This is a genomic window from Stieleria magnilauensis (assembly GCA_007753675.1).
GTDB classification, from domain to species: domain Bacteria; phylum Planctomycetota; class Planctomycetia; order Pirellulales; family Pirellulaceae; genus Stieleria; species Stieleria magnilauensis.
In genome coordinates this window covers 2,850,561-2,870,891 of sequence record CP036432.1, presented here as the reverse complement: position 1 = coordinate 2,870,891, position 20,331 = coordinate 2,850,561, and the positions used below count along the sequence as shown (strand labels likewise).

Annotated in this window: 15 protein-coding genes; 7 read left to right on the top strand and 8 right to left on the bottom strand. The window is 54.8% G+C overall.

Annotation, left to right across the window (positions count from 1 at the left end):
- The first annotated feature begins 73 nt into the window (after positions 1-73).
- The 4 genes from tnpC to TBK1r_RS10210 all read left to right on the top strand — a co-directional run bounded on the left by tnpC (position 74) and on the right by TBK1r_RS10210 (position 3,389).
- Positions 74-1,702 (top strand): IS66 family transposase, encoded by a 1,629-nt coding sequence (gene tnpC, locus TBK1r_RS10225; RefSeq protein WP_145209704.1) that lies wholly within the window; start codon positions 74-76, stop codon positions 1,700-1,702.
- Complete coding sequence (locus TBK1r_RS10220) at positions 1,702-1,992, top strand: hypothetical protein (protein WP_145209702.1); 291 nt, start codon at positions 1,702-1,704, stop codon at positions 1,990-1,992. Before tnpC ends, TBK1r_RS10220 begins: the two co-directional genes overlap by 1 nt.
- 639 nt (positions 1,993-2,631) lie before the next feature.
- Positions 2,632-3,150 carry a DUF1579 family protein gene (locus TBK1r_RS10215; RefSeq protein ID WP_145209699.1) on the top strand — a complete coding sequence of 173 codons (519 nt, stop codon included), beginning with the start codon at positions 2,632-2,634 and terminating at the stop codon, positions 3,148-3,150.
- Positions 3,147-3,389: a 3-keto-disaccharide hydrolase gene (locus TBK1r_RS10210; RefSeq protein ID WP_419581194.1), complete on the top strand. Its 243-nt coding sequence runs from the start codon at positions 3,147-3,149 to the stop codon at positions 3,387-3,389. The genes TBK1r_RS10215 and TBK1r_RS10210 overlap by 4 nt, the downstream gene beginning before the upstream one ends.
- 769 nt (positions 3,390-4,158) lie before the next feature.
- Here the strand turns inward: TBK1r_RS10210 and TBK1r_RS10205 are convergent.
- Both TBK1r_RS10205 and TBK1r_RS10200 read right to left on the bottom strand, forming a co-directional pair.
- A complete protein-coding gene (locus TBK1r_RS10205) occupies positions 4,159-4,662 on the bottom strand; it encodes a hypothetical protein (RefSeq protein ID WP_419581193.1) in 504 nt (167 codons plus the stop codon).
- A 698-nt stretch (positions 4,663-5,360) separates the two neighbouring features.
- Entirely contained in the window at positions 5,361-6,212 is an 852-nt protein-coding gene (locus TBK1r_RS10200; protein WP_145209693.1) for an aldo/keto reductase family protein, read from the bottom strand.
- Positions 6,213-6,507: 295 nt separating this feature from the next.
- On the opposite strand from TBK1r_RS10200, the gene TBK1r_RS10195 reads away from it, so the two are divergent.
- Positions 6,508-7,146, top strand: a complete 639-nt coding sequence (locus tag TBK1r_RS10195) for a DsbA family oxidoreductase (protein WP_145209690.1) — start codon at positions 6,508-6,510, stop codon at positions 7,144-7,146.
- A 156-nt stretch (positions 7,147-7,302) separates the two neighbouring features.
- On the opposite strand, the gene TBK1r_RS10190 is transcribed toward TBK1r_RS10195, so the two are convergent.
- Positions 7,303-7,767, bottom strand: coding sequence for a hypothetical protein (locus TBK1r_RS10190; protein ID WP_145209688.1), 465 nt, complete (start codon positions 7,765-7,767; stop codon positions 7,303-7,305).
- 364 nt (positions 7,768-8,131) lie between these two features.
- Between TBK1r_RS10190 and TBK1r_RS10185 the strand changes: the two genes are divergently transcribed.
- Positions 8,132-10,756 (top strand): PVC-type heme-binding CxxCH protein, encoded by a 2,625-nt coding sequence (locus TBK1r_RS10185; RefSeq protein WP_145209685.1) that lies wholly within the window; start codon positions 8,132-8,134, stop codon positions 10,754-10,756.
- A 256-nt stretch (positions 10,757-11,012) separates the two neighbouring features.
- Here the strand turns inward: TBK1r_RS10185 and TBK1r_RS10180 are convergent, their stop codons facing one another.
- The 3 genes from TBK1r_RS10180 to TBK1r_RS10165 form a co-directional block, all read right to left on the bottom strand.
- Complete coding sequence (locus TBK1r_RS10180; RefSeq protein WP_145209682.1) at positions 11,013-12,830, bottom strand: LamG domain-containing protein; 1,818 nt, start codon at positions 12,828-12,830, stop codon at positions 11,013-11,015.
- Between the two features lie 810 nt (positions 12,831-13,640).
- Positions 13,641-14,318 carry a discoidin domain-containing protein gene (locus TBK1r_RS10170; RefSeq protein WP_145209679.1) on the bottom strand — a complete coding sequence of 226 codons (678 nt, stop codon included), beginning with the start codon at positions 14,316-14,318 and terminating at the stop codon, positions 13,641-13,643.
- A gap of 247 nt (positions 14,319-14,565) precedes the next feature.
- Complete coding sequence (locus TBK1r_RS10165; RefSeq protein ID WP_419581192.1) at positions 14,566-16,053, bottom strand: WD40 repeat domain-containing protein; 1,488 nt, start codon at positions 16,051-16,053, stop codon at positions 14,566-14,568.
- Between the two features lie 47 nt (positions 16,054-16,100).
- On the opposite strand from TBK1r_RS10165, the gene TBK1r_RS10160 reads away from it, so the two are divergent.
- Positions 16,101-17,351 (top strand): IS256 family transposase, encoded by a 1,251-nt coding sequence (locus TBK1r_RS10160; protein ID WP_145207413.1) that lies wholly within the window; start codon positions 16,101-16,103, stop codon positions 17,349-17,351.
- Here TBK1r_RS10160 and TBK1r_RS10155 read toward each other — a convergent pair.
- Both TBK1r_RS10155 and TBK1r_RS10150 read right to left on the bottom strand, forming a co-directional pair.
- Positions 17,348-19,063, bottom strand: a complete 1,716-nt coding sequence (locus TBK1r_RS10155; RefSeq protein ID WP_419581191.1) for a serine/threonine-protein kinase — start codon at positions 19,061-19,063, stop codon at positions 17,348-17,350. The genes TBK1r_RS10160 and TBK1r_RS10155 overlap by 4 nt on opposite strands.
- Positions 19,064-19,119: 56 nt before the next feature.
- Positions 19,120-20,291, bottom strand: a protein-coding gene (locus TBK1r_RS10150; RefSeq protein ID WP_145207523.1) for an IS3 family transposase whose coding sequence is annotated in 2 segments (ribosomal slippage) — positions 19,120-20,042 and positions 20,042-20,291 — 1,173 coding nt in all. Because the reading frame shifts where the segments join, the coding sequence is not laid out codon by codon here.
- Between the last annotated feature and the right edge of the window lie 40 nt (positions 20,292-20,331).

The window sequence follows — 20,331 nt, the reverse complement described above, 5'->3', positions numbered from 1 at the left end:
GTCTTTTTGAAAAGCATCAACGCAAGGCCCAAGGAAGCCTTGCGTTTTTTGTTTCGATGGCGATAACAACTGCATGGCTGCTTCGGAAAACAAAGACGACTTGCAGAGCGTGTTGAGGCTCAACGCTGAGCTGATCGAAACGGTTGAGCGACTGCAGAAAGCCAACGAACAACTCCGCGAAGAACTGAATCTCTATCGCTGCAAATTGTTTGGCAGATCTTCCGAGCGGCACGTCGAAGATGACTCACAGTTGCATCTGTTCGACTGGGGTGAGCAGCAGGTCGAGGACGACGACACCGAAGACGTTGAGGAAGCCCAGCCACGTCGGCGTCGTCGCAAGAAGAAGTCCGAGAAGCTACCGGACCATCTCAAACGCAAAGTCATTGAGGCAGACGTTCCGGCCGAACAGCGAATCTGTCCGTGCTGTGGTGAAGAGATGCCGATTGTGGGCACCGACATCAGCAATCGATTGGATTTCATCCCGGCAGAGTTTTTCATTTGGGAGATCCATCGCCACAAACGAGCGTGCTGCAAGTGCAAAGAATCGATCGCTCGGGTGCCCGCCGGTGAGGAGCCCTGCGGCCTGACAACGCCGATCCCCGGCAGCGATTATGGCTTCGGCGTTTACACACAACTGATCGTCAACAAGTTTGCCGATCATCTACCGCTCTATCGCGGAGAAGACATCTTCGCCCGCGCCGGGATGCTGATCCCTCGCAACACACAGTTTGGGATGCTGGCGAACATCGCGGCATTGGCCGGTGTGTTGGTGGAGCTGATGAAGTCGCGAATCGTTTCGGGCGACGTGCTGGGTGTGGATGATACGTCGGTTCGTCTGCAGGACCCCAGCTTGCCGGGCAAGATGCGGACTGCACGATTCTGGCTGTATCGAGGCCGTGAAGATCATCCGTATAACGTGTTCGACTTCACGGAAAGCCGCGGGCGCGACGGTCCGGCAAAATTCCTTCGTGATTTTCACGGCCACGCGGTGGTCGATGCTTATGGAGTCAACGACGGAGTCTATCTGGGAGCACAGGATCAAATCTTTGCCGCGTGCTGCAATGCGCACGCACGTCGAAAGTTCGTCGAAGCCAAGCCGAACGACCCGGTCGCCGCTGCGCGGGCACTGGCGTTTTACCGTGGCCTGTACAAGGTTGAAGACCGCGTGCGAAAAGCTTCGGCGGCCGAGCGTCTGGAACTGCGTCAGAACGAGTCAGTGCCGATCATGAACGATCTGCATGACTGGTTGCTGCAGATGAACGGTGATCAGCGAGTCCTTCCGAAGAGCTCGATCGGCAAGGCAGTGCGTTATGCGTTGAACCAGTGGGATGAGCTGTCGGTGTTCCTCGGCGACGGCGCGATCCCGATTGACAACAACGCGACTGAAAACGAACTTCGCCACTTGACGATCGGTCGAAAGAACTGGTTGTTCGTTGGATCCAACCGAGGAGGCCGAGTGGCGGCGACGATGTATAGCCTGGTGTCTTCGGCGGCACGGCATCACTTGGATGTTTGGGCCTACGTAGACGATTGCCTCCGTCAGTTGGCAAGTGGCAGCACAGATTACGAACGCCTGCTTCCCGACGTGTGGCGAAAGGAACACCCGGAGTCGATCCGTCCGTACCGCGACGCCGAGCAGAAGGCGCGACGCTTGACCACACAGCAACGTCGAGTGCGTCGCCGCGAGGCGAGGGTGGCGTGATGGCGAACCTGACCGAGCGAATTCAACTGACGCGCGAACATCGTGACTTGATCCTGAAGTACGGCTATGTATCGGGCCGCTTAGAGACGTCGCTGCTACGCTGGCCGAAAGAACAAGCGATTCGCCGAGTGGGAATGACTCGGGTAGAGTTGCAGTGGCTCATCGGCGACCTGAGTCACTCGTGCGTCAAAGGCAAAGCGGGTTCCGATGTCGAAGCGGTTGCTGACCTGTGCGACCACCTCGAATACGCCCAGCAAACCGGGGATGGGGACCTGGACATGATGTGGTGAAATGCATCAGGTCGCTTCCGTCAGGGCGCGCCCGAAATCAGGCGTGATGGCGAATAAGGCTATCGCCAGCTTCTGGGGTCTTCTGGCCGTAGGTTACCAGCGATGAGACCGCGAAAGCGTTTTGATCTCCGTGGCCCGTGGTGGATCGATAGACGCCTGACTCCCTCGTGACGTGCGATGCGTGATCCAGTGGGTCTTTCTTTAGCAAAAGACCGAATCCCTTGACCGCACTTCGCGCCGCCCCTTGGGAGTCGAGCGGAAGTAGAGCTCAGAGACACCCCAGTGAGATCAAAACGCAGCATCAACGGCAGCGTCGATGAACTGCGTGCTAGAGACGTAGGAAGCGGCTGTCACGGAATTTACGTGCCGGCGATTGGCCGCCGGCAACTTCCCCCGACAGCAAGGCCACCCTCACCCTGGGCAGATAGAACGCTTACGCTGCCAAGGAAAGAAATCGCAAGGTGCAGTGAGGTCGTCACCCCGCAAGCGACGTGCGCATTGCCATCATCTATCCCGCTGAATCCTACACCCGGATCAGTCGCAATTGGTTACACGCCGGAGTCCGACAGACCCCATGTCGGAGACCCCAGCCGGCGGATTGCCATCTTCCAGACCCTTTCCACTTTCGGAGACTACATCGTGCTGCGTTTTTCACTCTTGTTGTTGTGTCTATGTTATTTCGCAGGGGGCGACGTTTGTTCGGCCCAATCGGTCAGCCAACCCGATCTCGGCTTGCTGACAAACCGGCTCGGTACGTGGGACGAAGTGATGACAGTGGTCACTGCCACCCATCCGAACGGCGTGAAGTTGTCGTCGCTTCAGTCGGGCAGCCTCCAACTCCGTGGACGCTTCATCGAAGTGACGAATCAGGGCCGCGCCTTTGATTCGAGAATGCTTGCCACCTTCGACCCTCGCTCAGGGCGTTACGACCACTGGTTCTTTTCCTCCAATCGACAAGCCGACCATTGGATCGGCACGGCGAGCGAAGATGGAAAAGAGATTCGCTGGACCATGAAGGATGCGAACGGAGGCACCGCGGAATCGAAATGGATCTTTTTGGATGCGAATTCGATCGAGTTGACTGCCAACCTCTTCGACGCCGATGGAAAACTGGTCACGAAGGTGCGCCGCAGTTTGACCAGAAAGAACGACGAATGACGACTGCTGAACCAAACGACCATTTGATGACCGATGGCTCGGAAAAACCGGTGGGCCAGTGGAATGCGATGGACATCGAGTGCGTTGGCGATGCCGTCAAAGTGTGGGTCAACGGTGACCTGGTCAACCATGGCACCGGCTGCACCGCAACCAAAGGTCAACTCGCGTTGCAAGCCGAAGGCTCGGTCGTCAAGTTCCGGAAGCTGGAGCTGACTCCGATCACGAAGCTTACCGACTGATCGTACTGAGCGAGTGGTGGTTTGTCGGTTCGCGGCCGCCAGACGCTCTTGACAGGTACCCGTCACTCGCTTCGCTGTCACGCACCTTCTGCAATTTGAGGATCGCCAAAAATGCAGAGGTTGGTCCAATCTCTGCGAGTTTGAGAGAGTTGTTTCGTTGCTTCGGACGCCGAAGAAGCGGGGGTAGGAAAATTTGGGAGGTAAGAAAATTGCCGACGATCAAGGATCGCAGCCGGAATTCATTTTCTTACCTCCGAAATCTTCTTGCCTTTTTCCAGCGGCCGATTCGGGAATGAGTGGCAAAACAATAGGGGCAAAACAATTCCAGATAGTAATCGTCTTGCCCCGCATCGTTTTGCCCCCTGCTCGTTCTCGATTTTCACTCCGTCGGACAAATCGACGCCCGAATTCAGAATCAGCACGCCGGAGCAGCGGTTGCATCGGCTTCGTGGAGTTAGCGAAATCGCCTTGGCGCACACTTCTCATAATTTGGGACCAGAATCCGGGGAAATTGCGATGAAACGGCTAACTCGCATCGTTGGTCGCAGCGATGCGGCGGAGCGGATTTGATTCGTGACTTTGGCTGGTCCAGCTTCCGCGCCATAGAAAATCTGTTAAGTCGCCTCTCGCCATGGTTTCGTCTTGTTAACGAACCAGTTGTGAGGCTACATCATATAGCGCAACTTGTCATAAGCCGCGTTCCCTTTTGCGTCCTCGTCAACCGCAGCGGCCAATTCATCAAAACCGAACATGGTCTTGACGCGATGAGTCAGGAGGGCACGATCGTAGGGAATGCTTCCGGAAGTCCAATAGTCGGCGGTATGAGGTGTAAACTTGGAAACCTGCAACGGCCCTTTTCCTTGCCGTAGTAACCGTTGCCTGGTGTCTGGTTCTCGAATAGGGCCATTAACTTCAAGATTCCATCGACCACGGCGGGCGTGGCAAATTTGGGCTGTTCCCTAAGCGCGCGGATCGCGAGGGATGCAAAGATCACGTTGTGCCCAGATTGGCGAGGTTGATCGATGCTTTTTTCGAGACCCTCGGCGATACCGTCGATCAGAGATTCGTCCGGTTTCTGCTTTGGAAATGCATCGAACAACTCTGCGTCGGTAAGCTTCGATCGCTTCGACATCTTCTTACCAAAGACTGACTTGCCGCCAATGACGCGTCCCAGGTCATCTTTGATCCCGTTGAAGACCTCGGGTTCGAGATTGGGACGTTGCTTTCCGATGAAGTATCCGGCAATGAGCGATGCCCCAAGATGCCCTGCCATGGAACTCATGTTGTGGGCACGCGCCAGCGCATTGAGCCCTTTCTAAAGGTAGGAATCGCCTAGCGGACTACCCGTCTGGACCGATAGTTCATCGGCGTCCGCCGAGCGACTTAGGAGCCCCCAGACTTCCAGCTCCGCGGCGATCCCTGTGCAGAGCTTTCCGAAATCCCGTCGGACGATTCTCGCTCGGTCAGTCATGAAATGCATTAGTCAAGACTCGAAGTTGGCGTCGCCATGCGGATAAACTGAAGTGTTTTGATCCGCGAACCCGGTGAGCTCACCAGGATGGATCGCAAACCAAGTGTAACAACATTTTATCGATTGCGGCGTCGACGCCACTGCGTTGTCGTTTTGGCTGAGTTCTCCCACGAACGTGAGCTGTTTCCAATCGCATGAGTTAGAGGGAACGCTTCTTGGAAGGGTGGGCAACGGGCCGCTAGCAGTGGGCCGCTAGCAGTTCTTGGATCCGCTCACTGGCGCGCGGCGGATGCATCGACCTCAGCGGATTGGACGCATCGGTGCTGCGCGTCGGTCCTCGACATCGAAGTACCGAATCCGGGTGTCGGGGGCGGGGCAAACGCGATCCGGCGGGATTTGCGTGAGCGGTCCTGTTCGTCGTCGGGACGGTTGTTGCGGTCCAACTCCCGTTGCGTCAAAGTACGAATGTGTTCTGGTTCTGACCTGGTCAGCAGCTCGCTTCAAGACAATTCAAGTCCTTCGATCCGTTCGACTTCCTCTTCGCCCAATTTGAAATCGAAGACGTCAAGGTCTTGCCGCATGTGGTCTGTGTTGGTCGTCCCGGTCAATGGAACCATGCCAATGTCGATCGCGAATCGAAACACGATTTGCGAAGCCGTTCGGTCCTTGTGTTTGGCGATCTGTGCTAATTCCGGAGACGCCAGCGTGTTTCGGTTGGCTGTCAGCAGTGAAAATGCCTGGTACACGATCCCGTTGGCCGCACAGAATTCCCGAACGTGCCGATCCCAACCCAGGACCGCGTAGCAGCGGTTCTGAACAACCCGCGGCCGGATACGAGATTCTTCGACTAGACAACGGAGTTGGTCCAGCGTCACGTTACTGACACCGATGATTCGTGCTCGGCCACTGTCATGGATCGCCTCCATCGCACGCCAGGCGGCCCAATCTTCGGATGTCAGCCCCTGGGAGTGTTGAGGCCCATGCAACAGAAAGGAATCCAGATGGTCCGTGCTGAGATGCTCGAGCGAACTGGCCAGCGATTGCTCGACCTGAATCGGAATCGGCGCCTCTGGATCGTAGGGCAGGCGATGGTCCTGTCCGCGTTCGAAAGTGTATTTGGACTGCAGGAACAGTTCGTCGCGACCCACCCGTTCCCTGTCAATCGACGCCGAAATCGCCTTTCCGACCGCAGCCTCATGGTAGTGCCGCCGCTGATTGGCCGTGTCGATGCCACGAAATCCCTGTTCAATGGCAAGCTCGACAAGACGCTGTGTGTCGTCTTCCTTCCAGGCCGTTCCGTAAATGAATCGCGGTACGTGAACACCATCGATTGTCAAGCTTGGCTGATTCATCAAATTTTATATCTACGGTCAGGCATCAGACACGCCGGTGTTGTCTACTAAAGCAACCAGACGTCGAGCACACATGCTGTGGTTCGCTCACGCGACCGACCTCGGGGAAATCTCGGTAGCGGCAATATAGCATCTGCGCCGTTGTTGATGATTGACGCTGATCTGGAACGCGTGGCGTCAGAACACGGACCAGGTGAAAGGCGCGGAGTTTTCGCTCAGCAAATACCACGACGAATGGTGCGTCAGCTTTTGGTCTGACAGCCCAGGAACCCCGATTTCCCGAGATTGAGTTGCCGTGAGCATTCCCGTTGATGTGATCTCTGATGTGATTTGCCCGTGGTGCTACATTGGCAAGCGACGGCTTGAGAAGGCTATCGCTGCCCTCGACGGCCAGTGTGATGTCCAGATCCGATGGCATCCCTTCCAGCTCAATCCGACGATGCCGAAAGGAGGCATCAGCCGTAAGGAGTATCGGACACGCAAGTTTGGCAGTTGGGAACGATCACTTGAGTTGGACGCCAATGTCATCGCTGTCGGAGCATCCGAAGGAATTCGTTTTGCCTTTGATCAGATTCAGCGAACGCCGAACACGGTTGATGCCCACCGACTGATTGGGCTGGCCGGTCAAAATGGCTGTCAGGATGCCGTCGTCGAGGCACTGTTCCGGGCCTATTTCAGTGATGCCTTGGACATCGGTAATCGTCAGACGTTGATCGACGTGGTTGTCGAAGCCGGCTTGGCACGACCAGCTGCTGAGGGCATGCTGGACAGTGATGATGGGATGGACGCGATCGCAAACGCCAAAGAGTTGTCTCAACGTTATGGGGTCAACGGAGTACCCTTTTTTATCATCGACCACCAGTCCGCCTTGTCCGGCGCGCAGCCGACCGATGCTTTCGTGGAGGCATTGAGGCAGACGATCGGTAAGTCGTAGCGGGACGATTCATTCATGCCACGGCAGCTTTCCTAACAAATGCTGGATTTGGATTTTCCTTTCGCGTTGCAAAAACTGGCTGCCGAGTTGGCAGGTGTCGCACCGCCAAAGCAGACCGGTCAGCAGCAGCTTTCGTGGAACGCCTGTTCTTTTTGCTCATGAAGTGGGGACTCGCTCCGACAAGCGGCGATTCAGGAACTCCACAAGCTGTTCGGCGTCATCTGTTCCGACTCGGAGGATCCCCTTTCGCAGCCGCAGCACGACACAATCCCGCCCCCAGAGATTCCAAACCCAGCCTCCCCGAAGGCTCATGTGGATGCCCCAACCATCGAGGATCGTCGTCCGTCCAACTTCGGCGCTGACAATCTCCTCGTACTTGATGGATCGATGAAACAAGGGCATTGGCCCGAATCGGATCGACAGTCGATCTCCCTCGTCTTCGACCGTGAGATGATGGAACGACGTGGCAAGAATGATCATCAGCAGGCCGGTGGCCGGGAACACCCACTGAATCACCGGCTCGTTGCGCAGGACCCAACCCAATCCAAGGAACATTGCGGCTGTCGCGTAAACGAGCAGGCAGAGCGGCGCACGCTGCGTCTGTCGGTAGCTGCCATTCATGACGTGATTACCGTGAAGTTGTCAAAGCCCGTCAACAGGAAGCTCGATTTTCGACCAACCGGTCACTGGCGTCTCTGTCGATTTGCTTGAAATCAGCGATATTGGTCCCCGTGGTAACCATGACGGTATCAAATGCTCGGGGCTCGACAAGTTGACGATTCGCGACTGCTCGATTTCGGATTGGGGGCGGTCAGGGAATCGATAGGGTGGGATGCCATGAGTCGCTGATGGTGAGGTGACGAGCCGCGGCACAGGATACACTGTTACATCTACGTTTGGACTTTGTTGCGTGTACTTCAAGCGTGAACTTTAAACGACGTGAGTCAGGCTGCGTTATGCATTTCCCCTTTCCCCCGAATGTGTCTTGAACAATCTGCACTTCAATGTTCGCGTTTCCCACTTTGTGAGCTTGGCATTTCTGTGTTGTCTGCTGTTCCCACTCTCCAGTTGGGGGCAGCCGCCAGAAGAGGATGCTCTCGAACCGCAAATCGAACTCGTTCAGCCAGGCGTCACCTTGTCATTGGTGACCGAGCATCCGGCGATCGTCACTCCGACGGGCATCGATGTGGATGACGACGGAAAGATTTGGGCCGTTGCCAGCCACACTCATTTTAGACCCAAAGATTACCGAGGGCCTGCGCATGACGAGGTCATTGTGATTGACCGCGGAACTTCGGGGCGGGCCGCCAGTCGCCGGGTCTTCTACAACGAAACCGACTCGACAATGGACTTAGAACTTGGACCCGACGGATGGGTCTACTTGGCGGAGCGGGATCGAATCTTGAGGGTGCGCGATAGCGATGGAGATGGTCACGCGGATCAACAAGAGGATCTGGCCGTGCTCACGACCGAGGCGGACTACCCACACAACGGACTGAGTGGCCTAGCATGGGATCCAAATGGCGATCTTGTTTTCGCACTCGGCGAAAACTATTGGCGGGACTGGACGTTGACTTCGACGGACAAGCGGAGCATCACGGGAACTGGTGAAGGCGGTGTGTTCCGTTGTCGTCCAGACGGATCACAGCTGCGCCGAATTGCTCGCGGTTTTTGGAATCCGTTTGGTCTCTGTGTCCGCGAGGATGGGGCGATGTTCGCCGCCGAGAACGATCCGGGCGCGATGCCGCCGTGTCGACTGTTGCAAATCGTCGAAGGAGGCGATTACGGATACCAGCGTCTTTATGGTAGTGCTCCCTACCACCCATTCGTTTGCTGGAACGGTGAGTTGCGAGGAACGTTGCCGATGCTGCACGCCGTTGGAGAAGCACCTTGTGGCATCGCGCCGTTAGCAAATGGACTGGTCGTCCCCTCATGGGCCGAACATCGAATCGACTTTTATCCGTTGTCAGCCGATGGCGCCAGTTTCAAGACCGAACGCGTGACCCTGGTTCGGGGCGGGCCAAATTTCCGACCGACCTGCATCACGCAGGCTTCGCCAACGGTTTTTTATCTGACCGACTGGGTCTACGGATCATACGAACTGCACGGGCGCGGCAGAGTTTGGAAGCTTGAGGTCGAACCGAACACGATCTGGCTTGGTGACCTGAAACTCGATCCGCCAAATGAAGACGCGATACAGGCTGCTGACCTGATGGCCGGCGGCGACTCGTATTCTGAGACTCAGCTCTTGAGGTTGGCGAGATCGTCCGATTCTTTCATGCGGCATGCGGCGATTTTTGCAATCTCGAAGCGAATTGACGCTTTCACTGAAAAGAACGTCAATGCCTTGGACACGAAGGATCAGATCACGTTGCTGTTGGCCCTTCGTCGATCGCAGCCGAAGAGCATGGCGTGGGTACGCTATTTTTGGAATCAATCGGGTGACGAGATTCGCTTCGAAACGCTTCGATGGATCGCCGATGAACAGCTGGTTGCGTTCCAAGGGGATGTGGACGCATTGCTCAATCAACCCGAAATGACGTACCGAATCTTCGAGGCTGCGTTGGCGACTCACAATGTGCTTTCGGGCAACGCAATCGATGGGATTACCGATAAGAAGATGACGATCAACCGAGTCACCGATTCCAAGGCATCGTCGAAAATCCGAGCCTTCTCGCTCCGTTTGTTGGATGTCAACGAGAAGGTATTTGGTCCGGCTTTGTGGAAAGAGCTCTACGACACCGGTGACCCCGCATTGATTGGGGAATTGACTCGCGCGCTGGCTTCCACCGGGTCTCCATCAGCAATCTCGTTTCTTCGGCAAATCGCCAACAACGAACAACTCGACCCATCGATCAGATCGGATGCGATCGCCGGCATAGCGGGAACGTCCGAGTCGAACACGATTTGGCTCATCGACCTAGCCGAGTCAAACGAAGCAACGTTGCGAGAGGAAGCACTGCGTAGTTTGCGGTTCGGGCAGCTAGATTCGGATGCGCTGGAGAGACTTCGACGCGTCGCCGTCCGCTTTCCCGAATCGGCTGATCTCGTTGAGGCGGCGATCGAACCGTCGACCTTGAAGTTGGGCCGGCCGGACGTGACCGACACCGGGGCATGGCAATCGCGGCTTGGTGCGATTGCCAGGCCCGTCGACTTGGCGGCAGGCCGACGCATTTTTCATCATGCCACAGTCGGGGCCTGCTCGAAGTGTCATCGTCATGACGGACGGGGGAATGTCGTCGGTCCCGATCTGTCCGCTGTTTCCAACGACGGGAATCCCGATCGCTTGCTGCAAGCCTTGCTCGAGCCTAGCCGCGAGATTGATCCGCAGTATTTTCCTCGCATGCTCATCACACAGGACGGTCACGTCTTCACCGGCCTGCTATTACGCGATGGCGGCGGCGGACGTGAGATTTATCGCGACAGCGCCGGCCGCGAGCAACGCTTTAACACGTCGGACATCGCCGAGCGGAAAGAGCTTCACACTTCCATGATGCCCGATGGCTTGATCGACGCGATGACCGATCGCGAAATCCGTGATCTGATTGCCTTTTTGGATACATCCGGGCAACGCAAAGAACGGCTGACCACTCAGATTCTTGATCCCTGATCCGGTGGCAAGGCATTGGGCGAAGCCTCGTCGAAATGTATCAATGCTATGTATCGCAAAATCGGTTGGGCGCTACGTTTTCCAATCGCCGATCGGTCTCCTCCGGCCGCTGCGTTTTTGCACGTCCGTTCACACCACTTTCACCTGGCTTCACGTCGGCCATATACCCCTCAACTTGTAATGGCAATACTCAAAGGGCTTTTGAGTTTTTCAAAATGGATCTGAATCAGGGGAACGATTGATTGAGCGCTAGTGGTCAGTTGCTACTTGTCGAAGCGGAAGTATTTTCCTTCAACTTCGCAATCGTCTCTCTGAACGCAGCCGCTGACATCGTGCCCTTCAGGATTGTCAACTCATCAATCAGACCGTAAAACGCGTCGCCAAAAGAATAGTTGGTGAACATCCAGTTTTTATCGCTTTCTTCGCCACTTGAGCCGACCACGTCGAGCTTGAAGCCCGGCGGAAGCCGAAACACTTCCGCGCGATTGCGGTCGAGAACCACCGCCACAATTCCCTTGGGGATATCGACGGCACAGGCAATCTGATGCCAGCGTCCCGGGCGTAACTTGAGGTTCTCAAACGTGTGACTGATGCGTTGATTATTGAGCGTTACGCTGACGGCATTGCCTTGGCCGGCACAAATTTGAAACCAACGGTAAGACCTGCCGCCACAGAGAATCGTTTTGTTGCGACCATCGAACGATTGGGCCTTAAATCGAACAGCCACGGTGAACGAGTCGTAGCTTTGGTCCGGCGTACTGGCAATGGCCCGGTACCCCAAAGCACTGCCAGAATGCTCGTACTGCCCGTTCAGCACTAGCGATCCGTTGTTGAACTGGGTATTCCTCAGGTCGAATGCGGATCCGGTGCCGTTTAGATCGTTGGCGTTGCCTTCGAACTCGTAATGAGCGATCACGTTTGGAAGCTGAGGGCTGCCCGCCGTGATGCCAACATCGGACGACATCTTCTCACTCGGTTCGACCTTCCCGTCGATCTCCGCACGAAACAGCACGGCGTGCTTCCAATGCTTTTGGTTGAGCAAGTAAACGTGGCCCGATGTGACTTCCATGCCTCGCGGGGAGTCCGTTGCTGCTTCCGGCAAGGCATCAAGGTGATCGTCCAGCGTTCCGGGACCAAGATCCTTGATTTGGCACGGCCCATAGGAATAAGAAAACGCAATTTTGCCTCCCGATTGTTCGAATTCGAGATCCCAGCCGTAGATGTCCGGCGTGGCTTTCCAGCGATGACCAGCGGGAAAGGCCTTCACCATTTCCGGGCTTTCGGCGAAGTTGCTATCGCCTGTCTCGAGTACCCGATACGTGATCTTGATTTTTCGGGGCAACTCCAGTCCGACATGTCCGAAATCGGTGTCTTCACCGGCATTCACCGTCACCCGCCGACTTGTACTGACATGGCCATCGGCACTCAGACCAATGTAATAATCGCCTTCGCTCACAGGCTCGGACTGTACGGTTCCGTCCCGACCGACTTTCAGTGTCATACTCCTATGTTTGCGGCCGACGCCTTCGGTACCATTGGACGGCGTATTCGCCCGAGGAGTGCTGAGTGTGACGCTCACTCTGGCGGCGCCAGCATCGTCCGTTGCTTCCAGCATCAGTTTTCCGGTAATGCGCCCCTTGTCGGCCAACGAGGCCTTGGACATTTTTACGATGCCAACATCGATGATGCCGTTTTCCTCCGGCACGGCAGCTTCCGGAAGCGTGAAATCGAGAGGTTTGTAGTCCGCGTGCCGGAAACCAATCGGCATTTTTAGATCGCGGATCACATCCACAAAGAAGCCTTCTTGAACAATGATCATCTGCGATCTGACCGATTCCGGATCATCGTTTCCCTGGAGCTGTACCCGACCAACAATCAGGTGAGCGTCACGGTTTGCCTCGCGATAACGATCGCGTTCCGCGACTGCGCGTTTCATGCGAACCTGAAACGCACTTTCCGCTGACGGAAACTGCTTCAGTGCGTCCAGCGTGGGCACTTGTCCGATGGCGACGGCAGGCAGAAAGGCTGCGAACATCAAAATTGCTCGAGCACAACTGAAGAATTGGGGAATCATGGTGCTTGAAATCCTGCCGATTAGTTGAAATGAGATCTCCACGGCTACCCCTGAACCGATTTGCGAGAGATGCGTCAGGGAATCTCGAAAAATCGGACGAACGACAAGAATCGCCGTGAGAACTCACGTTCCAGATGCTCGATTTAGGCGTCCCGCCTCGGACGAAACTGCAACGGGTCAAGCGACAAGAATACGGATTGAAAACGAGCGCATTGCGATCAGCGCATTGCACTTCGCCAGAAGTCCATCACTCGGGGGACTCTTGCGAATTTCAGAACGTTCGGGAGTTCTTGAAATGGAAGCGTCGCTGTCCTGCGAATTCTTTCCGTAGATGGTTGCTTCGGCCGATAAGACACCTTTTCTTTCGACTCTCCCAATGGAACCACAAGCATCGCTCAGAAACTACCAGTTGTGCCGGTAGGCTGCTTACGCTTGCGTCGGCTAACTGAACACATGGAGGAGAATATGCAAACATCGTGTGCAATGCGCGGTCGTTGTAACGGTTGGCGCTCTTGATGTATCGCTTGTCCATCCTCGAGAAGTTTTCAAGGCAGCGGTGGTTGAGGGCTAGTCCGCCGTTCTTTTGTCCCACAATCAACCATCGTCGTGCCCAGTTCCCAGCCCGGAAGACTTTCGAGTTACCGAACGTTGACCCTAGGTTCAAAATCAAACCCGGCCAATATCGCTGACTTTTTGCTGGCCCGTCAACATTTGGCAATTGCACAGCCAGGCATCACGGACGGCGCAATTTGCACAAAGAGGCCGCAAACGAAGTCAACGCTCGTGTGGAGATTTCCGCAATGGCAAATGCTAAGTCCGTCTGCGTCTGACCACTGCGCATAGACCGACGAGCGAGAACAGAGCTAGACTAGAAGGCTCTGGCACAGCATTTACGCTTCCGAGTGTGGTTCCAAAGGCCTGCAACTCTCCGATTGAATATCTTCCGTCGCCTCCTGATGCATAGATCCTGATGTGTCGTGCATTGACTGGAGCGAAGTCAATATTTGCGACGTATTCACCACTACTCGAATCGGTACTCATCGTATCCATGCCGAAACCTACGTCGCCGTCACCAATCTGAATCTCTGTCAATGACAAGAAGTCAACGCCATTCGCTGAGTAATCGATTTTATAAGAGTCGTTGTTATCGACGGAAATTAGAAGATCGTCTAGATTGAAGAGTTCGCCATAATCAATTGTAAATGAAACACCGCTAGCACCAGTTTGCTGCGACCAGTAGACGGTTGTCGGGCTTGACCAGAAAGAAACTTCGGCGGGAATTTCGCCGTCGAAAATTAATTTTGTAGAATTGCTGAAATTCCCCTGCGATGAGATTCCAGAAGGGAGCATAAGACCTGCTTGGCCGATCGAGAGCATTGAAATTGAGAACAGTATGGCCAGGCCACACTTCATTGCCCCTGCGTGTAGTCCTGCACTGCAGGTGGCTGGGGCAATGAATGATGCCAGAAATAGAAAAGCGCGAATCATGGTGCTTGAAGTCCTGCCGATTGGTTGAAATGAGATCTCCACGGCTACCCCTGAACCGATTTGCGTGCGAAGCGTCAGGAAATCTCGAAAAATCGGACGAGAGACAGGAATCGCCGTGAGAACTCACGTTCCAGATGCTCGATTTGGACGTCCCGCCTCGGACGAAACTGCAACGGGTCAAGCGACAAGAATACGGATCGAAAACGAGCGCATTGCGTTCAATGCATTGCACTTCGCCAGGAGTCCATCACTCGGGGGGGCTCTTGGGAGTTTCAGAATGATCGGGAGTTCTTGAAATGGAGCCGTCGCTGTCCTGCGAGTTCCATCTGTAGACGGTCCCTTCAGCCGATGTGGACCAGAGCTCTGAATCGTCCTTTGAAAAACACAGGTCCGTCACGGAGTCGGTGTGCCGATTCAGCAGCAGTTGCATTTCTCCGCTGCGCGTGTCCCAGAGCACGATCCTGTGGTCCGCACTTCCGCTGGCCAATGTTTCACCATCGTTGCTTAACGCTAGCGATAGAACTCGGCCTTGATGTCCCGACATTTGGCGGCGAAGCTTTCCCTCGGGGTCGAAAACCCGAATCACACCGGTTGCCATCCCGCTGTAGATCAGGGATTCGTCGCTGTTGACCGTCAATGAGTAGATGCGACTTTCGCCGGCTCGCCACGACGCCTCGATCGTTCCATCTCCGACGTTGACGAGGTGGATTCTACCATCCGCTCCACCGCACAAGATTCCACCCGCTACCGCTGACATTGAAAGACAAGCCGATTTCCCTTCGAGAAGGCTACAGTGCGTAAGAATCTTTCCTGTCAAAGCATCAGCCGTGAACAACTCCCCGTTTCGCAGCGCCACGAGTAGTACGTCTTCATCCTGTGAAAAGCACAACGACGTGACATTTGCATCGCATTCGATTTCAAAAGCAGGCTTTGGAGGTGGACAAAAAGGGCCTGAGGATTCCGATATTCCCGCCGATGACAGTTCCTGATCGCAGAAGCCCCCATCCTCGCGTCTCCGCATTGCGACAACCTTGCTCCCGGGAGTTCGAAAGCCCAGCACGGCCAATTGGTTCTTTCGAGAATAGGCGATCGTCGAAAATTGGGAGTTGTTGATTTGAAAGCCCTCGAGGACTCGGTCTGTTTCCACATCGACCACCGCGCACCAGCCCTCTCGATGGCAAACGAGCGTTTCACCGGATGCCGTCAATTGGACGGTACGCACTGGGGGACCGTACCCACGATCTTCTCCAGTAAACGTTTGCAATCGCCGAGTCCTTTCACTTGGATCTCGGATTCGCCTTACGAAGAGCTTGCCCTTGCTCCCACCGGTAGCAGTCCATCTGTTATCAGAAGAAACGGCTGCGGCAAGAACGCTATCCGTGACTGCGCCGATCGTTTCTTGATTTGCCGGATCGAATACTGAGAAGAGGAGCCCGCCTCGTCCGTCCGGTATGACGCATTGTGACCTGGGCCTAAATGCGAAATGGCTTGTCAGCGGCGAGGATCGAGCGATCAAAGAATAACTTCGAGGCGAGCCGGGCCAAGCGACTATTGCTATTCCATTGTCGAGCCCGAGAACGATACAGAGGCCGAAATCCATTTCATAATTCGCTTCCGCTGCTCTCAGCGTGCGTTTGGTTGAATCGAGAAGGATAGCCTCTGGATCGAGAGCATCAAAAATGTTGCTTTGCTGCAGCTCTTCAGGGCCTGTCAGGAATTTTGTGTTTGCCAGCAATAACTGTAAGCTGACCCAAACACCTTCTCCTGCAGGAGCCCCTTCCCATGGATTCCAAGACGAAAGAGCAAGTCGAACAACTTGCTGCTGAATTTGCTCGCAATGCTTCGAGCATCGGTGAATTGAATGCATTGGTCAAAACAATGATGAAGTCGGGCATCGAAACGATGCTCAACTCCGAACTCGATCACCATCTCGATCAAGAACAATCCGAACCGGCCTCCGGCAGCACGCCTTCCAAAGAAAAACGAAACAACTGTCGCAACGGACATTCTTCAAAGAAGCTCAAGGGTGACTTTGGGGAACTGGAGATCGAAACACCTCGGGATCGAGACTCGACGTTTGAGCCGAAGATCATTGAAAAGCACCGGCGTCGCATTGATGGATTCGATGACAAAATCCTGGCCCTCTACGCAAAAGGATTGACCACCCGCGACATCCAGCAGATCGTCAAAGACCTCTACGGCGTGGATGTTTCACCAACGCTGATCGCTAGCGTCACCGAGGACCTGGAAGCCGAGCTAAAGACTTGGCAGTCGAGGCGTCTCGATCCGGTGTGTCCGATCGTCTATTTCGATGGGATCGTCGTCAACGTTCGGGGTGCATCGGCCAAGGTCAGCCCCCACACGATTTACGTTGCTTTGGGAATCAATCTGGATGGTAAGAAAGAGCTCTTGGGCCTCTGGATCGCTGAAACCGAGGGGGCGAAATTCTGGTTGAACTGCTTAACCGACCTGAAAAACCGCGGACTTTCCGACATCTTCGTATGCTGTGTCGACGGCCTTGCCGGGTTCCCCGAAGCCATTCGAGCCGCCTTTCCACAAGCTCGAATTCAGCTTTGCTTGGTGCACCTGGTTCGCGCCGCCCTTCGCTACGTCTCGCATGAAGACAGCAAGGCAGTCGCAGGTGATCTAAAATCAATCTACCGCGCATCGACAACCGAAGAGGCTGAAAGCGAACTGGAGCGGTTCTCGGAGAAATGGGACAAGAAGTATCCGACGATCTCGCGGCAGTGGCGAAATAAGTGGACGGACATCATCACACTGTTTGACTTCCCGCCCGAGATTCGTAAGGTGATCTACACGACCAACGCAATCGAGTCGGTCAACAGCACGATTCGCAAGTTTACTAAGAACCGCAAGATCTACCCGAGCCAGGACTCAGCAACCAAGTTGATCTATATGGCGATCATGGAGGCATCCAAACGCTGGACCCGCCCGATCAAGTATTGGAAGCAAGCACTCAACCACTTTGCAATCCTCTTTGAGGACCGCCTGCCGCCGAGCCACCGATACTAAACAACTGAACCGGTGACACAAAGTTTTGGACAGGCCCGCTCTTCAAGCGTACCCGTATCCCAGCGATGCCAAATACCTTTTCGGGTCACACAATGCAGGACCTGGTCATCTGGAGTGAGCCACAAGCCGGCGGGGACGGCGTCAATTGGATTGCTCCCAGTCAGAGCAGTTTCCGACGCCAAATCGATTCGAAATGGGGACCCTTCTTTGGTGAGCCCATAGCTTTGGTGGCCTCGTGATGTTAAAGCCATCTTTGCTCGCGTTGGCACTGGCAGATCGATGCGGCGCAGGATCGCACCGGACTCCCAGGAGATTTCCAACAAGTTGCCACTGGACTCCTGGCAGTAAAAAGATGTCATCGCCGGGTGAGAAAGCAGGGTTCCGGCAAGCCGCAAATCACAAGGCACGACAATCCTAGTTCGATGAACCACGTCGACGAGCGAAAGACTTCTTGGCTTGCTGCATACGACAAGTTTTCTGTTGTCAGGCGAGAACCTGACCTGATAGATCCCACCAAATCCACCGTCTAATTCGGACAAGTCATACGCAACGTCGGTCGCCTCCGAATGTAGGAACTTCCATGCGAAACCGCGATCTCCAAGTGGAAAGAGCGATTCATCTTCAAGCTGCTGCTTCGCCACAATCCGATTGCGTCCCAGGAGCGACTGAATCGATCTAAGACGCGAACTTACCGTTGCCCTCCTCAGTTGCTGTTCTCTGGCGAGGAGTTCTTGATTCTGCTGGTCGACTTTTCGTGCATGCCTGTATCTTGAAGTGACGTTCACTGTCAGGAGAACAAAAGCCATCAGCAATGTCGCTGCGATGACGCTCCAAAGAATCGCCAGCGTAGGGTTTCGGCGTATCCATCGGGCGCCTTTTTCGACCAGCGAAACTGGTCGAACCGCAACCAAATCTCCCTCAATGAGGCAGTCGATGTCCGCAGATAGTAGCGGAAGCGACGAATACCGATCCTTTGGATTGTCCGCTGTCATCCGCGCCAAGACGGCATCCAGATCGCGTGATCGCCATCCCACGAAATCGTGGCGTCGTTTGGGTGTTCGCGTGCCTGGCGCACTTGCCGGAACGTCAGACATTCGACCCAACAGTTTTCTAAGTACGACTCCCAAACTGTATATCTCGGAAGTCACGCCGGGGCGCCCGGTCCTGTCTTTGAGTTCTGGGGCGATGTAGCCGGGCGTTCCGATCGGACCGTGGGGGCCTTCCAAGTCATGGCTTCCCGCAATCCTTGCCAATCCAAAGTCCGTTAGGTGCGGTTCCCCACGTTCGGACATCAGGATATTACCGGGTTTGATGTCGTGATGCAGGATTCCTGATTGATGAGCGTCTGACAACGTCGACACGACGCTTCTGATTAGTGAAAGGATCGCGAATTCTGATGCGTTTGTATTCGACACGAAATCGTCAATGCGGCCGCCAGACAGGTATTCCATTGCCAACCAGCCGACAATGCTTGACCCATGGTTGAGAACGCCACTGTCAAAGATGGTGGCAATCCGGTCGTGACCGAACTCTCGCACAACCTCAATCTCGCGAACGAAGTGAGCTTCGGCGAAAGGATTGCCATCGGATAACACAACCACTTTCACGGCTGCTTCACGCTGAAGGTGCTTGTGCCTGCACTTGAATACTGTGCCGCATCCTCCTTTGCCAAGAACTTCAACGACTTCGTAGGAACCGTTGGAATTGCCCACGAAAAGTTGACAGTGGACCGATCTTAACGGGAAGGTAAATAGCGAGCCCTGATGGATCAGGTTTCACCAACGAGTGACGTTCTGGTAATCGCTTGCTCAAAGTCGATTGGACTTCGGTAGTCCAGTGACGAGTGCAAGCGGCGAGGGTTGTAAAATTGTTCGATGTAATCTGACACGCCGCGTGTGGCGTGTTCATGGGTGCCGTAGACTTCTTGGACTTCCTCGGTCTTGTAGCTCTTGAAGAAAGATTCCATCGGTGCGTTGTCGTAGCAGTTCCCGCGGCGACTCATGCTCTGAACAAGTTCACGTTCGGCCAACCGGCGTCGAAACGCTGCGCTCGCATACTGAGAACCGCGATCGCTGTGGACGATCAACCCCGCACTTGGGGAACGAAACGCAATCGCTTGATCGAGCGATTCAATCACCAGCTCGGAATCGATCTTACGACTGGTTTTCCATCCGATGATCTTTCGTGAATGCAGGTCGACAAACGCGCACAGGTAGGTGAATCCTTCTTTTGTAGGGATGTAGGTGATGTCGGTAAGCCAGACTTGATTGATGTCTTCTGTCGAGAAATCTTGGTTGAGTCGATTGGGGGCGATCGGCTGATCGTGATTGGAATCGGTTGTCGATATTCGGAACTTAGTCCGCCGATTCGCCTGGATTCCGGCCTTCTGCATGTATTTGGCTACGGTGTTTCGGCAGCACTGGATGCCTTGCTTAATGACCTCACGATGCATCCGCGGACTTCCGTAGGAATCGAAGTGATTCCCCAACCGGATTTCGTGGATGGCCTGAGTGACCTGCATTTCTTTGACTTTGGTTTCGCTAGGATCACGGGCGACAAACCGGTAGTATGCCGCACGCGTCACTTCCAGGACTCGACAGAGGACCGCGATCGGCCATCGATCGCGATGTTCGCCGATAAACTGCAGCCTCAGTTGCTTTCTTTCGCAAAGAACGCCGTCGCTTTTTTTAAAATGTCTCGCTCCATTTTGAGCTGCCGGTTCTCTTCACGCAGTCGTTTGAGTTCAGCTTCAACCGACTGATTACCAGCGACCCCGTCTGCGAGAGTCCCATCTTCCTCGAAAGACTTCTTCCAATTGCGGATCAGGTTATCGCCAACGCCAAGGTCTCGGGCGACAACGGTATACGACAGTCCTTGTTCCATCACTTTCTTGACGGCGGCCAGTTTGAATTCTCGGCTGAATTTTCGACGCTTGTCCATGAATCGGTTCTCCTGTCAGAGAAGTCTGACATCTGCCAAT

Coding starts and splice junctions, on each gene's coding strand:
- tnpC (WP_145209704.1), top strand. CDS start 74: ATGGCTGCTTCGGAAAACAAAGACGACTTGCAGAGCGTGTTGAGGCTC.
- TBK1r_RS10220 (WP_145209702.1), top strand. CDS start 1,702: ATGGCGAACCTGACCGAGCGAATTCAACTGACGCGCGAACATCGTGAC.
- TBK1r_RS10210 (WP_419581194.1), top strand. CDS start 3,147: ATGACGACTGCTGAACCAAACGACCATTTGATGACCGATGGCTCGGAA.
- TBK1r_RS10205 (WP_419581193.1), bottom strand. CDS start 4,662: ATGGCAGGGCATCTTGGGGCATCGCTCATTGCCGGATACTTCATCGGA.
- TBK1r_RS10200 (WP_145209693.1), bottom strand. CDS start 6,212: ATGAATCAGCCAAGCTTGACAATCGATGGTGTTCACGTACCGCGATTC.
- TBK1r_RS10190 (WP_145209688.1), bottom strand. CDS start 7,767: ATGAATGGCAGCTACCGACAGACGCAGCGTGCGCCGCTCTGCCTGCTC.
- TBK1r_RS10180 (WP_145209682.1), bottom strand. CDS start 12,830: ATGATTCCCCAATTCTTCAGTTGTGCTCGAGCAATTTTGATGTTCGCA.
- TBK1r_RS10170 (WP_145209679.1), bottom strand. CDS start 14,318: ATGATTCGCGCTTTTCTATTTCTGGCATCATTCATTGCCCCAGCCACC.
- TBK1r_RS10160 (WP_145207413.1), top strand. CDS start 16,101: ATGGATTCCAAGACGAAAGAGCAAGTCGAACAACTTGCTGCTGAATTT.